The sequence below is a fragment of the Serratia sp. H1w genome (genome assembly GCF_000633355.1).
In the GTDB taxonomy this organism is placed as follows: Bacteria; Pseudomonadota; Gammaproteobacteria; order Enterobacterales; family Enterobacteriaceae; genus Chania.
In genome coordinates this window covers 58682-77187 of record NZ_AYMQ01000125.1, presented here as the reverse complement: position 1 = coordinate 77187, position 18506 = coordinate 58682, and the positions used below count along the sequence as shown (strand labels likewise).

Here is an 18506-nt window from a genome sequence, read left to right as displayed (position 1 = left end):
GTATCAGTGTGCCACTATAACCTTGCTTCTCAACCGCTTGATGTAGTCTATGTTCGAAACAGGCGGCCAGCACCAGTCTGGCAAATGGATATTGCTGAAATGTTTTCTCATTTCTTGCAGGTAGTTCTTTGATTATTTTATGGATAAAATCTGGGGAACATCTGGTGACTTGTGAACAATTATTAACATTCGATGCGCTGTTAGACCATTATTTTTTCAGTCACGCTGTCCGTAATGACACTGAGTGGAGTTATCGAAAGGTGGTGAGAACCTTTATACGGTTTACTACCAAAACGCCGAATGAGGTCGATAACAGGCTGGTGCTTGAATGGCGCAGGTACGTCCTAAAAGAGCAACAATTACAGGCGACGACCTGGAATAACAAAGTAACGCACATGAGGGCGCTGTTTAATTTCGGGATGAAGTGCGGGCTGTTGCAGCATCAAGATAATCCCTTTAATAAAGCGGTAGTCCGGGCAGGGAGGAAAAAGAAGAAAACCCTGACTGAAGGGCAGGTGGAGGCCGTGTATCGTTTGATGGCGCAGTATGAGGAACGTGAGCGGTTGCAGGCCAGTAGCCTGGCAGTGAACTGGCGGGTTCATGCCTGCCAGCCAGCTTGGTTCTGGCTGACGGTGCTTGATACCCTTAGTTATACCGCGATACGTCAAAACCAGCTTCGTCACATACGTATCTGTGATGTGAATCTTGAAGAGCGCTGGTTGGACTTGATTATCGCCGGTGCGAAGAATCATCGTGAGCTGCGAATTCCCATCATTAGCGAGCTGTTTCCCCGGTTGGAGATACTGGTGATCCGTTCACTCGAGGCCGGTGCTGAACTGGAAGAGCAGTTGTTCAATGTGAACCGCTTTGATGTGGGACGCAGGGTGAAACAACAGGGGGAAATGACTGATATGGGCATCTATCCTATCCGGGCCTTTTTTCGGCGACTCTCGCGAGAGTGCCGGTTTGTTGTGAGTCCTCACCGTTTCCGGCACACGGTAGCGACCAACATGATGAAATCCCCGGATCGCAATATTCAGGCGGTAAAGCGCCTCTTGGGGCATTCCAGTTTGCGTTCTACGCTGGAGTACATTGATGAAGATGTGGAGAGCTTGCGGGATATTATGGAGCAGGAGTTTAAGCGTTAGGTCAGCAAGACAAAGGGGCAAGGTATCTCCTTGACACAGTTTGACATTTGCATGCGAAGTCTGTAAAAATTGTAAGCGAAAAATCCCGCCTACTGGAATAGGCGGGACTATCAAGAGCCTTTTTACAACAACCGGGTAATGGTATCACTGAGTGAAACCTTTCAACTACGCCTTCGGTTATTGCGTGTTCTGACCCATTTCGTACCTGTCAGGTTTTCGTCCTGAAATCTTGACAAGCGCTTCTGAATATGGTGCCCGGACTCGGAATCGAACCAAGGACACGGGGATTTTCAATCCCCTGCTCTACCGACTGAGCTATCCGGGCAACGGGGCGCATTAAACCGTATTTGGCCCTGTGTCGTCAATGGGTTTCTGTCACAAAGCCGAGCGATCGCTTTAATTTCAAGCAAGCGCATGGGGACCTTCCAACACCTACATTCTCCCTTTCCCAAAAACACTCTCCGCCAAAAAACATAAAAATTCACCCCAACAATGTTCGGTTCCGTCTATTCCATCATCGATTAATGTTAGTGATAAGTACAACATGTTACTTATATGTATTTTAAGGCTATTGTTATTTCCAAATGTGATCTGTGTAACTTAAATAACATATTGTGCGTGTTATGTTTCGATAATAACATCATTAGTTCCCGGCACACGCCAGGGGACAAGGTTCGGCAATAGAGCGTAAAGGTTCGCAGATAATTTTGGGGAAAATATGAAATACATCATATGGATAGTGTGCATTCTTGCTATCTGTGTTTTGGCACTTTTAGTGAGCAACGATCGCAAGAACATCCGTTATCGTCCGATTTTCGTCATGCTGGCCTGCCAGTTTTTGATGACCGCACTGCTGCTTAAGACCGACGTAGGCAATAAGGTGATCGGCGTGATCGCCGAGCTGTTCGGCAATTTACTGTCCTATGCTAACGAAGGGGTGAACTTCGTCTTTGGTGGTTTGGTGAATCACGGCGAGATCTCTTTCTTCCTGTCCGTTTTGCTGCCAATCGTGTTTATCTCCGCGTTGATCGGCATTCTGCAACACTGGCGCATTCTGGGCTTTATTATCAAGTACATCGGCCTGGCGCTGAGCAAGGTTAACGGCATGGGGCGTTTGGAGTCCTACAACGCTGTGGCTTCGGCAATCCTCGGCCAGTCCGAAGTGTTCATCTCGGTGAAAAAACAGCTCGGCCTGCTGCCGGAGCATCGTCTGTATACGCTGTGTACTTCGGCGATGTCGACGGTCTCCATGGCGATCGTCGGCGCTTACATGGTGATGCTCGATCCGCGCTATGTGGTCACCGCTTTGGTATTGAACCTGTTTGGCGGCTTTATCATGGCGTCGCTGATCAACCCTTATCAGGTCAAGCCTGAGGAAGATATCCTTGACGTTGTTGAAGGGGAAAAGCAGAGCTTCTTCGAAGTCCTGAGCGAATACATTCTTGATGGTTTCAAGGTGGCGATTATCGTTGGCGCGATGCTGATCGGCTTTATTGCCCTGATCACCATGGCTAACGCACTGTTCACCGCTGCGTTTGGTATCTCCTTCCAGGGCGTGTTGGGTTACGTATTCTCTCCTCTGGCTTTCCTGGTTGGTGTGCCATGGCACGAAGCGGTGCAAGCAGGTGGCCTGATGGCGACCAAGATCGTCAGCAACGAATTTGTTGCCATGCTTAACCTGTCACAGGGTGACTACAACTTCTCTGAACGTACCATGGCGATCGTTTCGGTGTTCCTGGTGTCGTTCGCCAGCTTCTCTTCTATCGGCATTATCGTGGGTGCTATCAAGGCGTTGGACTCCAAGCAAGGTAACGTTGCAGCCCGCTTTGGTCTGAAGCTGCTTTACGGCTCCACGCTGGTCAGCTTCCTGAACGCCGCTGTCGTAGGTTTCTTCTTTTAATTAGCCAAAGGCCGCATCGTGAGGTTGTGGCCTGCTATCGCCTTCTAGTTTTAAGGAATAGATGATGAAAATGACTTCTCCGCTCAAGTTATCGTTATTAGCCCTGCTGGTTGCAGGCGCTGCCAATGCCGCAACGGTGGATCTCCGTATCATGGAAACCACCGACGTGCATGGCAACATGATGGATTATGACTATTACAAGGATAAAGCCACCGCTCAGTATGGCTTGGTACGTGCGGCCACGCTGATCGATGCGGCCCGCGCGGAAGCGACCAACAGCGTGCTGGTAGATAACGGCGATATTATCCAGGGTAGCCCGATGGCAGACTACGCCGCCGCCAATCTGAAGAAGGGCGACGTGCATCCGGTCTACCAGGCGATGAATACCCTGGATTATGCGGTCGGCAGCTTGGGTAACCACGAATTCAACTACGGGTTAGATTACCTAAAAATGGCGATCAGCGGGGCCAGATTCCCGTATATCAACGCCAACGTCTACGATGCCAAAACCAACAAGCCTTATTTCAAGCAGTACCTGATCGTGGAAACACCGGTAAAAGATACCGAGGGTAAAGAACATAAGGTACGCATCGGCTATATCGGTTTTGTGCCGCCGCAGGTGGTGCTGTGGGACAAGGACAAGCTGTCGGGTAAGGTGATCGCCAAAGATATTACCGAAACCGCCAAGGAGCTGGTACCACAAATGCGTAAGGAAGGGGCGGATATCGTGATTGCTATCGCCCACTCCGGCATCTCGGCCGACCCTTATAAGGCGTTGGCAGAAAACTCGGTCTATTACCTCACGCAAGTGCCAGGTATCGATGCCATTGCCTTTGGCCATTCCCACGGTATTTTCCCAAGCAAAGACTTCGCTGCCATTCCTGGGGTAGATCTTGAAAAAGGGACGGTTAATGGCGTACCTGCCGTGATGCCAGGCCACTGGGCGGATAACCTGGGGGTGATCGATCTGGTGCTGGAAGGGGAAACCAACAATTGGGAGGTGGTCTCCAGCCGTGCGGAAGCTCGTCCAATCTATGACAAGAAGAATGACAAATCCCTGGTCGATGCCAAGGCCACGCTGGTGAAAACACTGGAACAGGCGCATAACGACACCTGTGATTTCGTCAACAAGCCGATTGGTACTATTGCCGAAGATACCAACACCTATCTGTCATTAGTGCAGGACTCCTCGGCCATTCAGATCATCCGTGCGGCGCAGAAAGCCTACGTCGAACACTTTATTCAGGGCGATCCGGATCTGGCGGATATTCCGGTTCTGTCGGCTGCGGCACCGTTCAAAGCGGGTGGCAGGAAGAACGATCCGGCGGCCTTCGTCGATATGCGTAAAGGGCCTCTGAGTTTCCGTAACGCGGCCGATCTGTACCAGTACTCCAACACGCTGGCGGCAGTGAAGGTGAAAGGCAGCGATCTAAAAGAGTGGTTGGAATGCTCTGCGGGCATGTACAACCAGATCGACGTGAAGAGCGAGAAGCCGCAGTCACTGCTTAACTGGAACGGCTTCCGGGCATACAACTTCGATATGTTTGACGATCTGAGCTATCAGATCGACGTGACCCAGCCAGCGCGTTACGACGTTGACTGCAACGTAATTAATCCACAGGCACAGCGTATCAAGTCACTGACCTATAAAGGTAAGCCGCTGGCCGCCGATGCGCCATTCCTGGTTGCCGTGAACAACTACCGGGCATTTACCGGCAAGTTCGCCGGCACGGGTGAGAAAAATATCGTGATCTCCTCGCCGGATGAAGTGCGCACCATCGTGGCCAACTACATCTCTGAGCAGACCAAACGGCATGGCGAATATAAACCAGAGGTGAAAAACAGCTGGCGGATCGCGCAGATTACTGCGGATAAGCCGTTGGATATCCGTATCGAAACCTCGCCAAGCCAGAATGCTGCCGATTATATCAAGCAGTCGGCTCAGCATCCGATGACGCTGGTAGGGAAAGACGATATCGGCTTTGCGGTTTACCAGATTGATTTGCAGAAATAAAGTGTTCAATACCATCATTACAGAATAAAACACTAAGCCGTGTTTCACCCTGGTTGCAGGGTGAAACATTACATCCATTATCTAGAAATCATTTAATTAAAATAGTTCTGGGTTAGTAAATAGAAAATGGGATTTTCTATGTTTAAAATAAAACAATTTAAAATAAATAAACCTCTGGCACTGTTTGCACTGATGTTCTCTTTGCCACTCTCTGCGGAAGAAATTAAGGCCAATAATCATATTTTCTCCAACTTTATTAATGATAGCCATGCGGATCTCTCTTTCCGCAACGTGTTTAAAAATCTAAGCACTGAAGATTATGGCTCACGTTCAATCCAAACGGCCTGGGGGCAAGGGATCACCCTTGATTATCAGTCCGGTTATTTTGCGGATATGTTGGGGGTTGATGCGTCTTATTATGGCGTAATCAAACTGGCCGCCAGCGATGATTTCTGGGGCCGTAGCGTGCTGTATAACGACAACGGCGAAGCTAAAGGCTTTAACAAGATTGGCCAGATCTACCTGAAGGGACGTATGGGTGATGATGACACCTATTTGCATCTCTATTCAGGCTGGCAGCAGATTAAAAAATGGGGCGCACTCAACAACTCTACGCGTGCTATTCCAAGTACCTATCTCGGCTTGCGTGGTGAGGCGGCTACCGGGCCAGTACGGGTTCGTGGTGCCTATGTCACCCGTTACAGTGACAGGGATTCTCCGGATAAAATCCATTTCCGCACCGCGGATAAAAAGGAGATCAGCAGCATTGTCACCGGTGAGCTGAGCTATAGCGCCAATGGCTACAGCGCGCTCTATTTCCTGGGTGAAAGCCATAATTATATGCAGCGTCATGGGGTGGAGCTGGGTTGGCAGCCGGCGTCCTGGAAGGAAAACCGTCTCAAGCTTGCCAGCCAGTTTTATTACAATCACGGCCTGCAAGACTGGACCCGCATGACCAGCAAACACAAAACATTTGATGATGATGCCTACCATTATGCGCTGTATGCCGAGTGGCGCGCCGAGCGTTGGAAACACAAGGTTGGGGCATCATATACCCAGGCTTCTCTCGACAATGGTAACGGGTTAGGGCGCTTCGAGTGGCACTTGGCCAAGCACAGCCGTGGCACCTTTAACTCCATGGCCGATAGTTGGGGTAACGACTATGTGGGCGATAAGGAAAAGATGCTGGCCTGGACCTTCGGCTATGCTGTCACACCAGAAGTAGAGCTGGGCATGGTCACCAACTATGGCTGGGGGATGAAATACCGTGGGCGTAGTATCGAGCGTGGTGAAACCCTGGTCTACTCCCGCTGGACGCCATCGCAGCCTGCGCTGAAGGATCTGGCCGTACAGCTTTCCGGTGGCCCATCCTGGAACTACCAAAGCCAGAACAACCAGCCGAAACTGACCTCGGATGGCAAACCGATGCGTGCTCAGAACCATTCGATCGAACTGCAGGTGGATTACAAGTTCAACCTGTTCTAATCGCCGCTCAGTTGGCCGTGTGGGGAAACCCACACGGCATAAATAATTATGCATTATTAGTCACTATTAACCGGCTTGAACCCTCGAAAAAAACGTGTAATCATTGCGCGAATTCCCCACTTCATCACCGAGGAGCACAGGCATGGCTGGTTTCACTACCTCAGAGCAACCACGCTCCAGACGTCTGATGATGCCATCACTGTATGTATCCTTTACGCCATTTATGCGAACGCCGCTGCCCGTCATGCGGTAAAGCTACCCGATGCTCGCTGTTAGGCATGAGTAAGCATAGAGCTGCGGCTCTGATTTTACTGATGTCTATCGGACGCTGCCGATCCCAGTCCCCGATAGTTGTCTGATGCCTACCCGCATCGGCCGGTCATGGTTGCGCCTTGGCTCATCACTTTGCCGGGATAACCTGGGTTATCTCATTATGTGCCCGGTGGCACACCCTCATCCTTAACCGTTTGAGAGTCAGCATTTATGAAAGAATTGAAGATTGCGGCCAGCGCCAGCCTGGTAGCCAGTATTGAAACGCTGCGTGAAATCGTACGCGTGGGGCAGACGGACTATACCGATGTGGCGGCGGCCGTGGTCTCCGTTAGCGATGTGGATGCCGGTATCCTGGCCACGCTCAAAGCGACCGGCTTCGATATTCCGACGTTTGTTGCCGTTGAAGGGGATGAGCAGCTCTCCCCGGCTCATCTGCCGTTGATTACTGGCGTATTTGCACTGGCTGCGGCGACCAAGGCGTTTTACATGGCACAGTTGGAAGCGGCTGCCGAGGGTTATGAACAGGCGCTGTTACCACCGTTTTTCAAGACGCTGAAAACCTACGTGGAAATGGAGAACTCAACCTTTGCCTGCCCAGGCCACCAAGGCGGTGAGTTTTTCCGTAAGCATCCGGCAGGGCGCAAATTTTTCGAGTTCTACGGTGAAACGCTTTTCCGTTCGGACATGTGCAACGCCGATGTGAAACTCGGTGATCTGCTGATCCACGAAGGATCGGCCAAGGATGCACAGAAACACGCGGCGAAGGTGTTCAACGCCGATAAAACCTACTTCGTGCTGAACGGCACTTCTGCTTCCAATAAAGTGGTGACCAATGCGCTGCTGACGCGCGGCGATCTGGCGTTATTCGATCGCAATAACCACAAGTCCAATCACCATGGCGCGTTGATCCAGGCAGGGGCAACGCCGGTGTATCTTGAAACGGCGCGTAACCCGTTTGGCTTTATCGGCGGCATTGATTCCCAGTGTTTTGATGAGGGTTATCTACGCGAGCAGATCCGCCATGTTGCCCCGGAAAAAGCCGCTGCGGCACGGCCGTTCCGTTTGGCGATCATTCAGCTTGGTACCTATGACGGTACGATTTACAACGCTCGTCAGGTGATCGACACCATCGGCCATTTGTGTGATTACATCCTGTTTGACTCAGCCTGGGTGGGGTATGAAGGCTTTATTCCGATGCTGAAAGAGTGCTCGCCGCTGCTGTTGGAGCTGGATGAACACGACCCGGGCATTTTCGTCACGCAATCGGTGCATAAGCAGCAGGCCGGGTTCTCGCAGACTTCGCAGATCCACAAGAAAGACGATCATATCAAAGGCCAGAAACGCCACTGCAACCATAAGCATCTCAACAATGCGTTTATGCTGCATGCCTCAACCAGCCCGTTTTATCCGCTGTTTGCCGCGCTGGACGTTAACGCCAAGATGCATGCCGGTGCCGCTGGCCGCCGCATGTGGATGGAATGCGTCAAACTGGGGATCGATACGCGTAAACAGTTGCTGGCACGTTGCTCACAGTTGCGGCCTTTTATACCGCTGCAGGTAGCTGGTAAAGATTGGCAGGACTATGAGACTGACCTGATTGCCAACGATGCGCGTTTCTTCAACTTTGTGCCGGGTGAGCAATGGCACGGCTTTGCAGGCTATGCGCAGGGACAGTATCTAGTCGATCCTTGCAAGCTGCTGCTGACCACGCCGGGGATTGATGCGGCTACCGGTCAGTACACCGAGTTCGGCATTCCGGCGACGATCCTGGCCAACTTCCTGCGCGAAAATGGCATTGTGCCGGAGAAGTGTGACCTCAACTCGATCCTGTTCCTACTCACCCCGGCTGAGAACCCGGCGAAGATGGAGCATCTGGTGGACATGCTGGTGCAGTTCGAACGTTACGTTGAGGAGGATGCGCCACTGAGCGAGGTCTTGCCAACGGTCTATCGCAAGAATCAGCAGCGCTACGCAGGCTACACCCTTCGTCAACTGTGTCAGGAGATGCACGATCTGTACGTTAGCTTCGACGTGAAGCAACTGCAAAAAGAAATGTTCCGCCAGGATCATTTCCCGCCGGTGATGATGAATCCGCAGGATGCCAACGTCGAGTTTATCCGCGATAACGTTGAACTGGTGCCGATCGCTCAGGCCGCTGGCCGCATAGCGGCGGAAGGTGCTCTGCCTTACCCGCCGGGCGTGTTGTGCGTGGTGCCGGGCGAAGTGTGGGGCGGGGCGGTGCAGCGTTACTTCCTGGCGCTGGAAGAGGGCATCAACCGTCTGCCTGGTTTCTCACCGGAACTGCAAGGCGTGTATATCGAGAAGAAAGATCACGGCTGGAAACGGATTTTTGGCTATATGATCAAGCAGTAAAGCCATTTGCACCCGCAAATTAGCACTCAGTGTCGAATGTAGGGGCGCAGCATGCTGCGCCCTTCAGATTTCGGCTAATAATGACAAAGGCGGGGGCCGCCACTAGAGTGAGTAAAGTGGCAAGACAACGAGTAGCGCAATGAAAGATAAAAAGCACCTCGCCTGGGTGGCAAAAGAGAAGAGAAAATCGACCTTTCACAGCGTTGACTGGTTTTTACTGGTTAATGCCTTGTTCTCTGTGTATCTGTTGCTGCAGCGTATCGAGGCCTATCCATCGCTAACGCATTTTTTACGATCGGCACCGGCGGTGATTGGTGTGATGCTGATGGCCGTAGTGACTTACATCACCTTGAAGTTGCTACGTCCATACAGTGAGAAGGCAGCATGGTGGGTATTGAGCGCCTGCGTGACGATATTGGCGTTATGCTGGTGTGGCGTGTTTCATCACCTGATTTCCACTAATAGCGTTTATCTGGTCTATCCCCTGCTGATCGGGCTGGTGTTTGCTTCGCTAATTCCGTTTTACCTTTCCCCCTTGCTATTAACTCTATTCGCTGCCCCAATATTGATAATGGCCATCACCGAGAACATTTTTCTGCGCGGTGCCGTCTCGCTGGCAAATCTATTCTCCTACTTACTGATGCTGTTTCTGATTTACTCGGCCAAACGCATGCTGGAAAAATGGTTCATGCTGGCGGTCGAGCGTGAAAAAGAGAACAAACAGCTGATTGAGCGCCTGGGGAAGCTGGCGAACCGCGATCCGTTGACCGGGCTGGCCAACCGGCGCTATTTCAGCAACTACTTTGACTCGGTGTTTGCCAGAGAGTCAGAGGCTCAGGAAAACTTTTCAGTCATTCTGCTGGACGTGGATTTCTTTAAAAAATACAACGACCATTATGGTCACCAGATGGGTGATGAGTGCCTGATCCGCCTGGCTGAATGCTTTGACAGTTGCGTACGTCGTTCGCAGGATCTGGTGGCGCGCTACGGTGGTGAGGAGTTCATTATTCTGCTGCCAAAATCCGATCGTGCCGAGGCGATAGCGGTGGCCGAAAGGATCAAGGCTCAGGTTGCGGCGATCGCGATCCCACATGAAAAGTCGGATGCTGGGCAATGGGTGACGGTGAGCCAGGGAATTGCGCTGTGGCGAGCTGGCGTGGCGCGTGAACAACTGGTCGAGATGGCCGACAAGGCGCTGTATCAAGCCAAGGCCAATGGCCGCAACGGTTATACGCTGGCCCCTCACCCCAACCCTCTCCCATAGGGAGAGGGAGCTGGTACGGAGCCGTGTTCAGGTAATGCGTAGGGGCGCTGCATGCTGCGCCCGTGTTGAGGTCAGGTGCGGGAGAAAAATTGTGGCACATACGGTCCCCTCTCCCTATGGGAGAGGGTTAGGGTGAGGGGTAAATACACCTCCTCAACCCCATATTTCCCTCACCAAGGCTACTTCCGCCGGTAGTTTTTCTGCGCGTTATTCACCTTCACCAGATAGCGACGCGATTCACTGGCTGGATGCTTGGTAGTCAGCGTTTGGAAAATATCACCCGGCTGCATGCTGTTGATGATGGTGACCGCCTTGGTTCTGTCACTGTTGAACACCCGCAGTACGCTGCCAGCCCCACCGTTATAAGCGGTGATCACCGCATAGCGGCGTGAGGTCGGGTTCTGAATGCCGCCCAGGTAGTTGTTCTGCAAGATCGCCAGATAGGCGGTACCGGTATCGATGTTGTTCTCCGGATCGAACAGGTAGCTGCGGCTTGGGGTGCCCCATTTGCCCTTCATCTGGAACACGTCTTTACCGGCAGTATGCTGCACTACCTGCATCAGGCCCAGCGCGTCGGAACCGCTCACCGCATACGGGTTAAAGCTGGATTCGGTCTGCATGATCGCCAGGATCAGTGACTCTTCAACGCCGTATTTCTCCGAAGCCTGTCGCACCATAGGCAGATATTTGTGCGCACGTTTATCCAGGTGGTTCGGCACCAGTTGGAGAGTCACCGAATAGATCACGTGCAGGCCCGAAGTACGCCTTTTGAGTCTATTTTGCAGCAGATAATCGGCGAAGTGTGCCGCCCGCCATTCCCAGCGGATAGGTTGACCATTGTTATCCAATACCTGGCCGTACAGGAACGGCTCTTTACTGATCTGGATATCATTGGCATCGGAATAGAGGTCGATCGAGCCTGGATCGTCACCCATCAACAGGGTGCTGATCACCGCCTGGCGCAGATGAGCCGCCGGATCGGTGGTGGCGATGGTTTCGACGGTGATGGTGCCCGAATCAAAGTTGATATGGCTACGGGTCTGATATTGGTCGGTATATTTGACGTAGTCCTTTGGCCCGGCGATCAGAACTTCGCTCAGCCCCCAGATGTTCTCAATATTGTGGGCAAATTGGCCCATCAAAATATCAAAGGCGTTGGTGTCTTTGACATAGGCTTCCGTGACCACGTCGTTTTTTTTGCCGGAACAGGAGATCAGCAAAGGCGCTATCACTAGCAAAGCTAACACTTTCTTCATCTTGTAAAAGCCGTATACGCGAAGAATTAAACAGGGGGAAAGGGCCAGCGGCTGGCCCGGAAAATCTTATTCGCTCGGCGGCGTATAGCCTTCGATGTGGACTTCATGCCCTTCGAACAGGAAACGGACCATCTCCTGTTCCAGCAGTTTGCGGTCATCAACGTTCATCATATTGAGCTTTTTCTCGTTGATCAGCATGGTCTGCTTCTTCATCCATTCTCCCCAGGCTTCCTTGGAGATCTCGTTGTAGATACGTTTGCCGACTTCCCCTGGATAGAGTTGGAAGTCTTGTCCATCGGCGTCACGCTGCAGGAAGGTACAAAAAATGGTTCTGCTCATGCTAATTCCTCGTCAATGGCGCTGTTGCCAAATAAACCGGGTTGGGTCGGGGACTGTTTGGCCAACTGCTGTAGCAGGCGCTCAACCGGCGCGGCCAGCCCGACCGAAGGTGGCTGCGTTAAGTTATACCAGAGACCGGCACCCTCATCCATGGCGCTGCCCGCTTTGTCGCTATTGAGCCACATAGGCACAATATCCAGATGGAAATGGCTGAAGGTGTGGCGGAAGGCGGTCATTTGCTCCAGACGGCTGCCTTGCAGCCCGCGTTGTTGCAGCCAGAGCTCAAGATCGATCCGCGTGCCAAACTGCGGGAAGCAGAACAAACCGCCCCACAGGCCAGCGCCTGGGCGTTGTTCCAGCCAGACGCCATCATCCTGTTGCAGCATCAGGAAGTAGGCGGTTTTTTCCGGCAGGGTTTGCTTGGGTTTTTTACCCGGATAGTTGGCCCAACTGCTGTTGCCGTTGGCTAGGCAGCCGATATTGAGCGGGCATAGCTCGCATTTGGGTTTGCTGCGGGTGCAGACCATCGCCCCCAGATCCATCATTGCCTGATTGAACTGGCCAACCCCTTTGGCTGGTGTGACGTCTTCACTGATCTGCCACAGGCGGTTTTCCACCTCTTTTTTGCCCGGCCAGCCAGCGACGGCATAGCAGCGAGCCAGCACGCGTTTAACGTTGCCATCGAGGATCGGGTAGTGCTGTCCCTGGGCCAGAGAGAGAATGGCACCGGCGGTTGAACGGCCTACGCCAGGCAGTGCGACGATTTCTTCAAAGGTTGTCGGGAACTCACCGCCGTGCTGTGCGACAATGGTCTGAGCCGCTTTATGCAGATTTCTTGCTCGGGCATAATAGCCAAGCCCGGTCCACAGGTGCAGCACTTCATCCTGTGGCGCTTCGACCAAGGCGCGCACGTTGGGAAAACGTGCCATAAACCGCTGAAAATAGGGAATAACGGTGGCAACCTGAGTTTGTTGCAGCATCACCTCAGACAGCCATACTTGATAAGGCGTTTTATCGAGTTGCCACGGCAGCGTTTTGCGGCCATAGCGTTGGTACCAGTCCAGCACGACGTGCGAGAACTGTTGCGCTTGCATCATGAGCGAATTCGCTATCCGGCAGATAAATAATGATGCGCGATTGCAGCATAGAGTGATGATGCTGTAAACCGGAACTTTCTGCAGTAGCACATCAGGTATGATGATGAACGCTTGCTAAACCAAGGTATCTTTGGATAATGCGCGTTCCCCTAATTGGCAGCCAAACAGACAGAAAGCACTATGATTAATGACGTCATCTCCCCAGAATTTGATGAGAACGGCCGCGCGATGCGCCGTATCCGCAGTTTTGTCCGCCGCCAGGGGCGGTTGACCAAAGGCCAGCAGCAGGCGCTGGATAACTATTGGCCGGTGATGGGCGTGGAATATCAGGCTGAGCCTGTCGATATCGCCGCGCTGTTTGGCCGTGAAGCGCCAACCGTGCTGGAGATTGGTTTTGGCATGGGGGCTTCTTTAGTCACCATGGCGGGCAATAACCCGCAGCAGAACTTCCTGGGGATTGAAGTTCACTCGCCGGGCGTGGGTGCCTGCCTGGCAGATGCTCATGAGGCGAAATTGGCCAACCTGCGGGTGATGTGCCACGATGCGGTAGAAGTCTTGCAGAATATGATCCCGGATGCTTCGCTGGATATGGTCCAGCTGTTCTTCCCGGATCCATGGCACAAAGCGCGCCATAACAAACGCCGCATCGTACAGACGCCGTTTGTTGAACTGGTGCTGCGCAAATTAAAAGTGGGTGGCGTATTCCATATGGCTACCGACTGGCAACCTTACGCGGAACACATGCTGGAAGTCATGAACAGCAGCGCAGGCTACCGTAATCTTTCCGAGAGTAATGATTACGTACCGCGTCCGGACTCGCGTCCGCTGACAAAATTTGAATTACGTGGCCAGCGTCTGGGACATGGAGTTTGGGATTTGATGTTTGAGAGGATGGAATAATGGCTAAGAACCGTAGTCGTCGTTTACGTAAAAAGCTGCATATCGAAGAGTTTCAGGAACTGGGCTTTTCCGTCGCCTGGCGTTTTGCTGAAGGGACTGCTGTTGAAGATATCGACAGCACCCTGGATGCGTTTATCGATGAAGTGATCGAGCCGAACGGCCTGGCGTTTGACGGCAGTGGCTATCTGCAGTGGGAAGGTTTGGTTTGCCTGCAGAAGATCGGTCATTGCACCGAAGAACACCGTGAGCTGATCAAAAACTGGTTGGAAGCACGCAAGTTGAGCGATGTGAAAACCAGCGATCTGTTCGATATCTGGTGGGATTGATCCTGCCTGATTAGCGTTGCCGAAGGTGCCTTAACGGCACCTTTGTTTTATCTGGAGTATGAGTAGGTGGTAACAACATTAGATAACGCGTTGCTGGAAGAGATCCTGCAACAGGTACGCCCGCTGATTGGGCAAGGCAAGGTCGCTGACTATATTCCTGCATTGGCGGAAGTGGCGGCCGATCGGTTGGCGATCGCCGTCTGTACCGTTGACGGTGAACTGTTTCAGGCCGGGGATGCGACGGAACGCTTTTCGATCCAGTCAATTTCCAAGGTATTGAGCCTGACGCTGGCGTTGACGCGTTATCAGGAAGGGGAGATTTGGCAGCGGGTGGGGAAAGAACCTTCTGGCCTGCCGTTCAATTCCTTGCTGCAATTGGAAATGGAACAGGGTAAACCGCGCAATCCGTTTATCAATCCAGGGGCGCTGGTGGTATGCGATATGCTACAAACCCGGCTCAGTGCGCCAAAGCAGCGAATGTTGGAAGTGGTACGCCAACTGGCCGGCGTTGACGATCTGCTGTACGACGCCCGCGTGGCCCGTTCGGAGTTTGAACATTCCGACCGCAATGCCGCCATCGCCTATCTGATGAAATCGTTCGGTAACTTCGACAATGACGTGCTGACCGTGCTGCAAACCTATTTCCACTACTGCGCGTTACGCATGAGCTGCGTTGAGCTGGCACGCAGCTTTGTCTACTTGGCCAATCAAGGACGCTCGCTGAGTGGCGAAGCAGTGATCAGCCCCTTACAGGCCCGGCAAATTAACGCCTTGATGATGACCAGCGGTATGTATGATGGTGCGGGAGAATTTGCCTATCGTGTTGGCATGCCGGGTAAGTCAGGAGTGGGTGGCGGCATTATTGCTATTGTCCCTGAAGAACTGTCGATTGTCGTCTGGTCGCCGGAGCTGGATGCGTCTGGAAACTCATTGGCGGGAACTGCAGCACTGGAACTGTTGTCTCAACGCATTAGCCGTTCGATTTTTTAACTCCACCGCGTATGCGGGTGGAAGGGAGCCAGGAGAAACTATGTTGAAGAGAACCGGATTGGCCTTGCTGTTGTTGACGGCTTCACAGGCGCATGCCGAGTACCAGTGCAGCGTCAGGCCACAGGACGATGTGATTATCAGCCCGCAGACCGTGCAGGTGGTGGGGGCCAGCGGCAATCTGCAAATCACCGCCGATGGTGATGTCACCCGTGATGGCAAGGCATTGAGCCTGAACGATAGCCAGCGCCAGAAGGCGTTCAGCTACCAGAACGCCTTGCGTAAAGACTTGCCCTGGATCGATCAGGGTGCGCAGCAGCATCTGGAAAAGGCTCGGGTAGCGTTGGATAAGGTCATCGTTCAGCAATTAGGAGACAGCAGCAACGTACGTAACCGTCTGACTACGCTCAACGATCAGTTGAAGCAACAGATGAACCGCATCATCGAACACCGTAGCGACGGTCTGACGTTCCACCACAAGGCAATTGCTCAGGTGGAGCAGGATGGCCGCAATATCGTCCAGCAAAGCATGGGGGGCGTATTGCAGGACAGCCTGAACGAAATGGGCGTCAAGCAGGTCGCCAACAGCAATGGCAACCCGTTGCAGGCGATTATGGGCAACCTGGGTGGGCTTCAGCAGGCTATCAAGAACGAATGGAACAATCAGGAGCAGGACTTCCAGAACTTTGGTCGCGACGTGTGTAACCGCGTCACGGCGCTGGAAACCCAGCGTAAGGATCTAGTCAAGGCGTTGAACTAAGACCTGACGTTAAAAGGTTTCGTTGTTTTCAGGGCTACGCTTCTGGTGCGACGGAACCTTTTATGCCGCCAAGGAAGCGCGACGACCTCAGAGAGGCGATTACATCATGGATACTTTTAAGTCTGTACTCAAGCTGCTTACTCCTCTGCTATTCTTTTATTATCTCACCTGCGCTATCAGCATCATGGTATTTTCAATAATAGAATATGAATGGGCCATAGGAGAGGAAGGGATAGAGAATATTTGTGATGTGATGACGCATTTTAATGTCGATGATATAAGTGATGTTGGTATTCCTTTAACTTCAGTGTTCATTTTTCCTCTAATAATACTTTCTATTTATAGAGCTAAGCAAAAAAGATTCCTGCACCCAATAATGACGGGCTTGCTAGTCATGTACTGGTGGTGGGCTTTCTTTGGTCGGTTTTTATCTTGTTAATGGCCCTCACCCTAACCCTCTCCCACAGGGAGAGGGGACGGATTGTGCCACGGATTGATTCCTGTGCCTGACTTTTTATAGGCTGAGTTGCAGAGTGAACCAGAATATGAATATAACGCTGGAGCAGCTCCCTCTCCTTTTGGGAGAGGGTTGGGGTGAGGGGCAATAGCAATTGCGAGTATTATTTCCGGCACAACCTTAAATTATTTATTCCTCTGGCAAAAACAGTTCCAACAGCGAATTAAGGAACAGTTTGCCATGTTCGGTGATCTGCCAATGCGCTGGCGTTTCCAGCAGATAGCCTTTGTCTATCGCCTCGTCCAACGGCGCGCGGATCACGCTTTCATCCAGCCCGGTATAGTGGGCGAACTCGGCGCGAGGTGCGGCTTCCAGCAGGCGGAAGCGGTTCATGAAGAACTCGAATGGCCGGTCGTGCGCCTCGACTTCATGCAGCTTGTCCCGATAATCCCCTCGCATAAACCCGCGTGGATGTTTGGTTTTGGCGGTACGTAGAATACGGCCATCGGCAAAGGTCAGCTTGCCGTGCGCGCCACAGCCAATCCCCAGATAGTCGCCAAAGCGCCAGTAGTTGAGGTTGTGCTGGCATTGGTAGCCCGGTTTGGCGTAGGCCGAGGTTTCATACTGCTGATAACCGGCAGCACTCAATAGCTCGTGCCCTTGTTCAAAGATATTCCACAGCGCGTCATCGTCCGGCAATACTGGCGGGCGTGAGCTGAACAGCGTATTTGGCTCAATGGTGAGCTGATACCATGACAGGTGCGGCGGATTAAGGGCGATGGCCTGACGCAGATCGTCCAGCGCCTCTTCCAGCGACTGATCCGGCAGGCCATGCATCAGGTCCAGGTTAAAACTGCGCAGGCCAAGGCCGGTTGCCAGATGTGCCGCGCGCTTGGCCTCTTCCGGGCCGTGAATGCGCCCCAGACGGGTTAACTTCTCGGCGCTAAAGCTTTGTACGCCAATCGAGATGCGGTTCACCCCGGCGCGCTGGTAGCCGCTGAAACGATCGGCCTCCACGGTGCCAGGGTTGGCCTCCATGGTGATTTCGGCGTCATCCGCGACGTGGATACGCGCCCGCACGCCATCCAACAGCGCCTGCATGGCTTCGGCACTTAACAGGCTTGGCGTACCGCCACCGATAAAGATGGTGCTGATACTACGTCCGCTGGCGAGCGGCAAATCGGCATCCAGATCCGCCAGCAGATGATCGACATATTCCTGATGTGGCACTTCGCCCTTTAAGGCATGCGAATTGAAATCGCAGTACGGGCATTTCTGCACACACCAGGGAATATGGATGTAGAGACTGAGCGGTGGCAGTTGTACGGCGTTAGCTGGCATTACGCATCGCTTCCAACATCAACTTCAGTGCCTTGCCACGGTGGGAAACGGCAATTTTCTCTTCCCGCGTCAGTTCTGCGGCGGTGCAGCCCAAATCTGGCACATAGAAGATCGGATCGTAACCAAAACCGCCAACGCCGGCCGCTTCAAAGGTGATCTCACCGGCCCAGCAGCCGTGGAACACCAGCGGGGTTGGGTCTTCTGCATGACGCATATACACCAACACGCAATGGAATTGCGCACCGCGTTTGCCTTCAGGCACGTCTTGTAGCGTGACCAGCAGCTTGTCCAGATTTTGCTGGTCGCTGGCATCTAAACCGGCGTAGCGGGCGGAGTAAATACCCGGTGCGCCGCCCAATGCATCCACTGCCAGACCTGAGTCGTCGGCAATCGCAGGCAGACCAGTGACCTGCGCGGCATGGCGAGCCTTGAGAATGGCGTTTTCAATAAACGTCAGGCCGGTTTCTTCGGCAGAGTCTACGCCAAGCTCGGTTTGTGCCACCACGTCAAAGCCGAAATCGGCCAGTAGTGTGGCGAGTTCACGCACTTTGCCGGGGTTACCGGTGGCCAGAACGATTTTTTGCAT

General features: G+C 52.8%; 16 protein-coding genes and 1 tRNA gene. 11 read left to right on the top strand and 6 right to left on the bottom strand.

The features are described 5' to 3' along the window. Positions 1-128: 128 nt before the first annotated feature. Positions 129-1148: a site-specific integrase gene (locus U869_RS0126055; protein WP_025120101.1), complete on the top strand. Its 1020-nt coding sequence runs from the start codon at positions 129-131 to the stop codon at positions 1146-1148. Between the two features lie 249 nt (positions 1149-1397). Here the strand turns inward: U869_RS0126055 and U869_RS0126050 are convergent. Continuing rightward, positions 1398-1473, bottom strand: a tRNA-Phe gene (locus tag U869_RS0126050). Between the two features lie 393 nt (positions 1474-1866). On the opposite strand from U869_RS0126050, the gene U869_RS0126045 reads away from it, so the two are divergent. From U869_RS0126045 to U869_RS0126025, 5 genes are all read left to right on the top strand, one after another. Next, on the top strand, positions 1867-3048 hold the full coding sequence (locus tag U869_RS0126045) for a NupC/NupG family nucleoside CNT transporter (RefSeq protein ID WP_025120100.1): 1182 nt from the start codon (positions 1867-1869) through the stop codon (positions 3046-3048). A 70-nt stretch (positions 3049-3118) separates the two neighbouring features. Then, positions 3119-5062: a bifunctional 2',3'-cyclic-nucleotide 2'-phosphodiesterase/3'-nucleotidase gene (locus U869_RS0126040; protein WP_025120099.1), complete on the top strand. Its 1944-nt coding sequence runs from the start codon at positions 3119-3121 to the stop codon at positions 5060-5062. Between the two features lie 138 nt (positions 5063-5200). Further along, on the top strand, positions 5201-6547 hold the full coding sequence (locus tag U869_RS0126035; protein ID WP_081795971.1) for an OprD family outer membrane porin: 1347 nt from the start codon (positions 5201-5203) through the stop codon (positions 6545-6547). Between the two features lie 483 nt (positions 6548-7030). After that, complete coding sequence (gene speF, locus U869_RS0126030) at positions 7031-9193, top strand: ornithine decarboxylase SpeF (protein WP_025120097.1); 2163 nt, start codon at positions 7031-7033, stop codon at positions 9191-9193. A gap of 139 nt (positions 9194-9332) precedes the next feature. Then, a complete protein-coding gene (locus U869_RS0126025; RefSeq protein ID WP_025120096.1) occupies positions 9333-10457 on the top strand; it encodes a GGDEF domain-containing protein in 1125 nt (374 codons plus the stop codon). A gap of 179 nt (positions 10458-10636) precedes the next feature. On the opposite strand, the gene mltC is transcribed toward U869_RS0126025, so the two are convergent. The 3 genes from mltC to mutY all read right to left on the bottom strand — a co-directional run bounded on the left by mltC (position 10637) and on the right by mutY (position 13149). Then, positions 10637-11713 (bottom strand): membrane-bound lytic murein transglycosylase MltC, encoded by a 1077-nt coding sequence (gene mltC / locus U869_RS0126020; protein ID WP_025120095.1) that lies wholly within the window; start codon positions 11711-11713, stop codon positions 10637-10639. 66 nt (positions 11714-11779) lie between these two features. Next, on the bottom strand, positions 11780-12052 hold the full coding sequence (locus U869_RS0126015; protein WP_024484083.1) for an oxidative damage protection protein: 273 nt from the start codon (positions 12050-12052) through the stop codon (positions 11780-11782). Continuing rightward, positions 12049-13149 (bottom strand): A/G-specific adenine glycosylase, encoded by a 1101-nt coding sequence (mutY, locus tag U869_RS0126010; protein ID WP_025120094.1) that lies wholly within the window; start codon positions 13147-13149, stop codon positions 12049-12051. The genes U869_RS0126015 and mutY overlap by 4 nt, the downstream gene beginning before the upstream one ends. 180 nt (positions 13150-13329) lie before the next feature. On the opposite strand from mutY, the gene trmB reads away from it, so the two are divergent. The 5 genes from trmB (at position 13330) to U869_RS29710 (ending at position 16561) form a co-directional block, all read left to right on the top strand. Continuing rightward, positions 13330-14049 carry a tRNA (guanosine(46)-N7)-methyltransferase TrmB gene (gene trmB, locus U869_RS0126005; RefSeq protein WP_025120093.1) on the top strand — a complete coding sequence of 240 codons (720 nt, stop codon included), beginning with the start codon at positions 13330-13332 and terminating at the stop codon, positions 14047-14049. Beyond that, complete coding sequence (locus U869_RS0126000) at positions 14049-14375, top strand: YggL family protein (protein WP_025120092.1); 327 nt, start codon at positions 14049-14051, stop codon at positions 14373-14375. Before trmB ends, U869_RS0126000 begins: the two co-directional genes overlap by 1 nt. A 66-nt stretch (positions 14376-14441) precedes the next feature. After that, positions 14442-15365, top strand: a complete 924-nt coding sequence (gene glsB / locus U869_RS0125995; RefSeq protein ID WP_025120091.1) for a glutaminase B — start codon at positions 14442-14444, stop codon at positions 15363-15365. Between the two features lie 40 nt (positions 15366-15405). Continuing rightward, positions 15406-16122, top strand: coding sequence for a DUF2884 domain-containing protein (locus U869_RS0125990; RefSeq protein WP_025120090.1), 717 nt, complete (start codon positions 15406-15408; stop codon positions 16120-16122). Positions 16123-16228: 106 nt separating this feature from the next. After that, the gene (locus U869_RS29710) at positions 16229-16561 is read left to right on the top strand and encodes a DUF2645 family protein (protein WP_025120089.1); all 333 of its coding nucleotides are present in this window, start codon (positions 16229-16231) and stop codon (positions 16559-16561) included. A 207-nt stretch (positions 16562-16768) separates the two neighbouring features. Here U869_RS29710 and hemW read toward each other — a convergent pair whose 3' ends face one another. Continuing rightward, on the bottom strand, positions 16769-17920 hold the full coding sequence (gene hemW / locus U869_RS0125980) for a radical SAM family heme chaperone HemW (RefSeq protein ID WP_025120088.1): 1152 nt from the start codon (positions 17918-17920) through the stop codon (positions 16769-16771). Then, complete coding sequence (gene rdgB / locus U869_RS0125975; protein WP_025120087.1) at positions 17910-18506, bottom strand: RdgB/HAM1 family non-canonical purine NTP pyrophosphatase; 597 nt, start codon at positions 18504-18506, stop codon at positions 17910-17912. The genes hemW and rdgB overlap by 11 nt, the downstream gene beginning before the upstream one ends.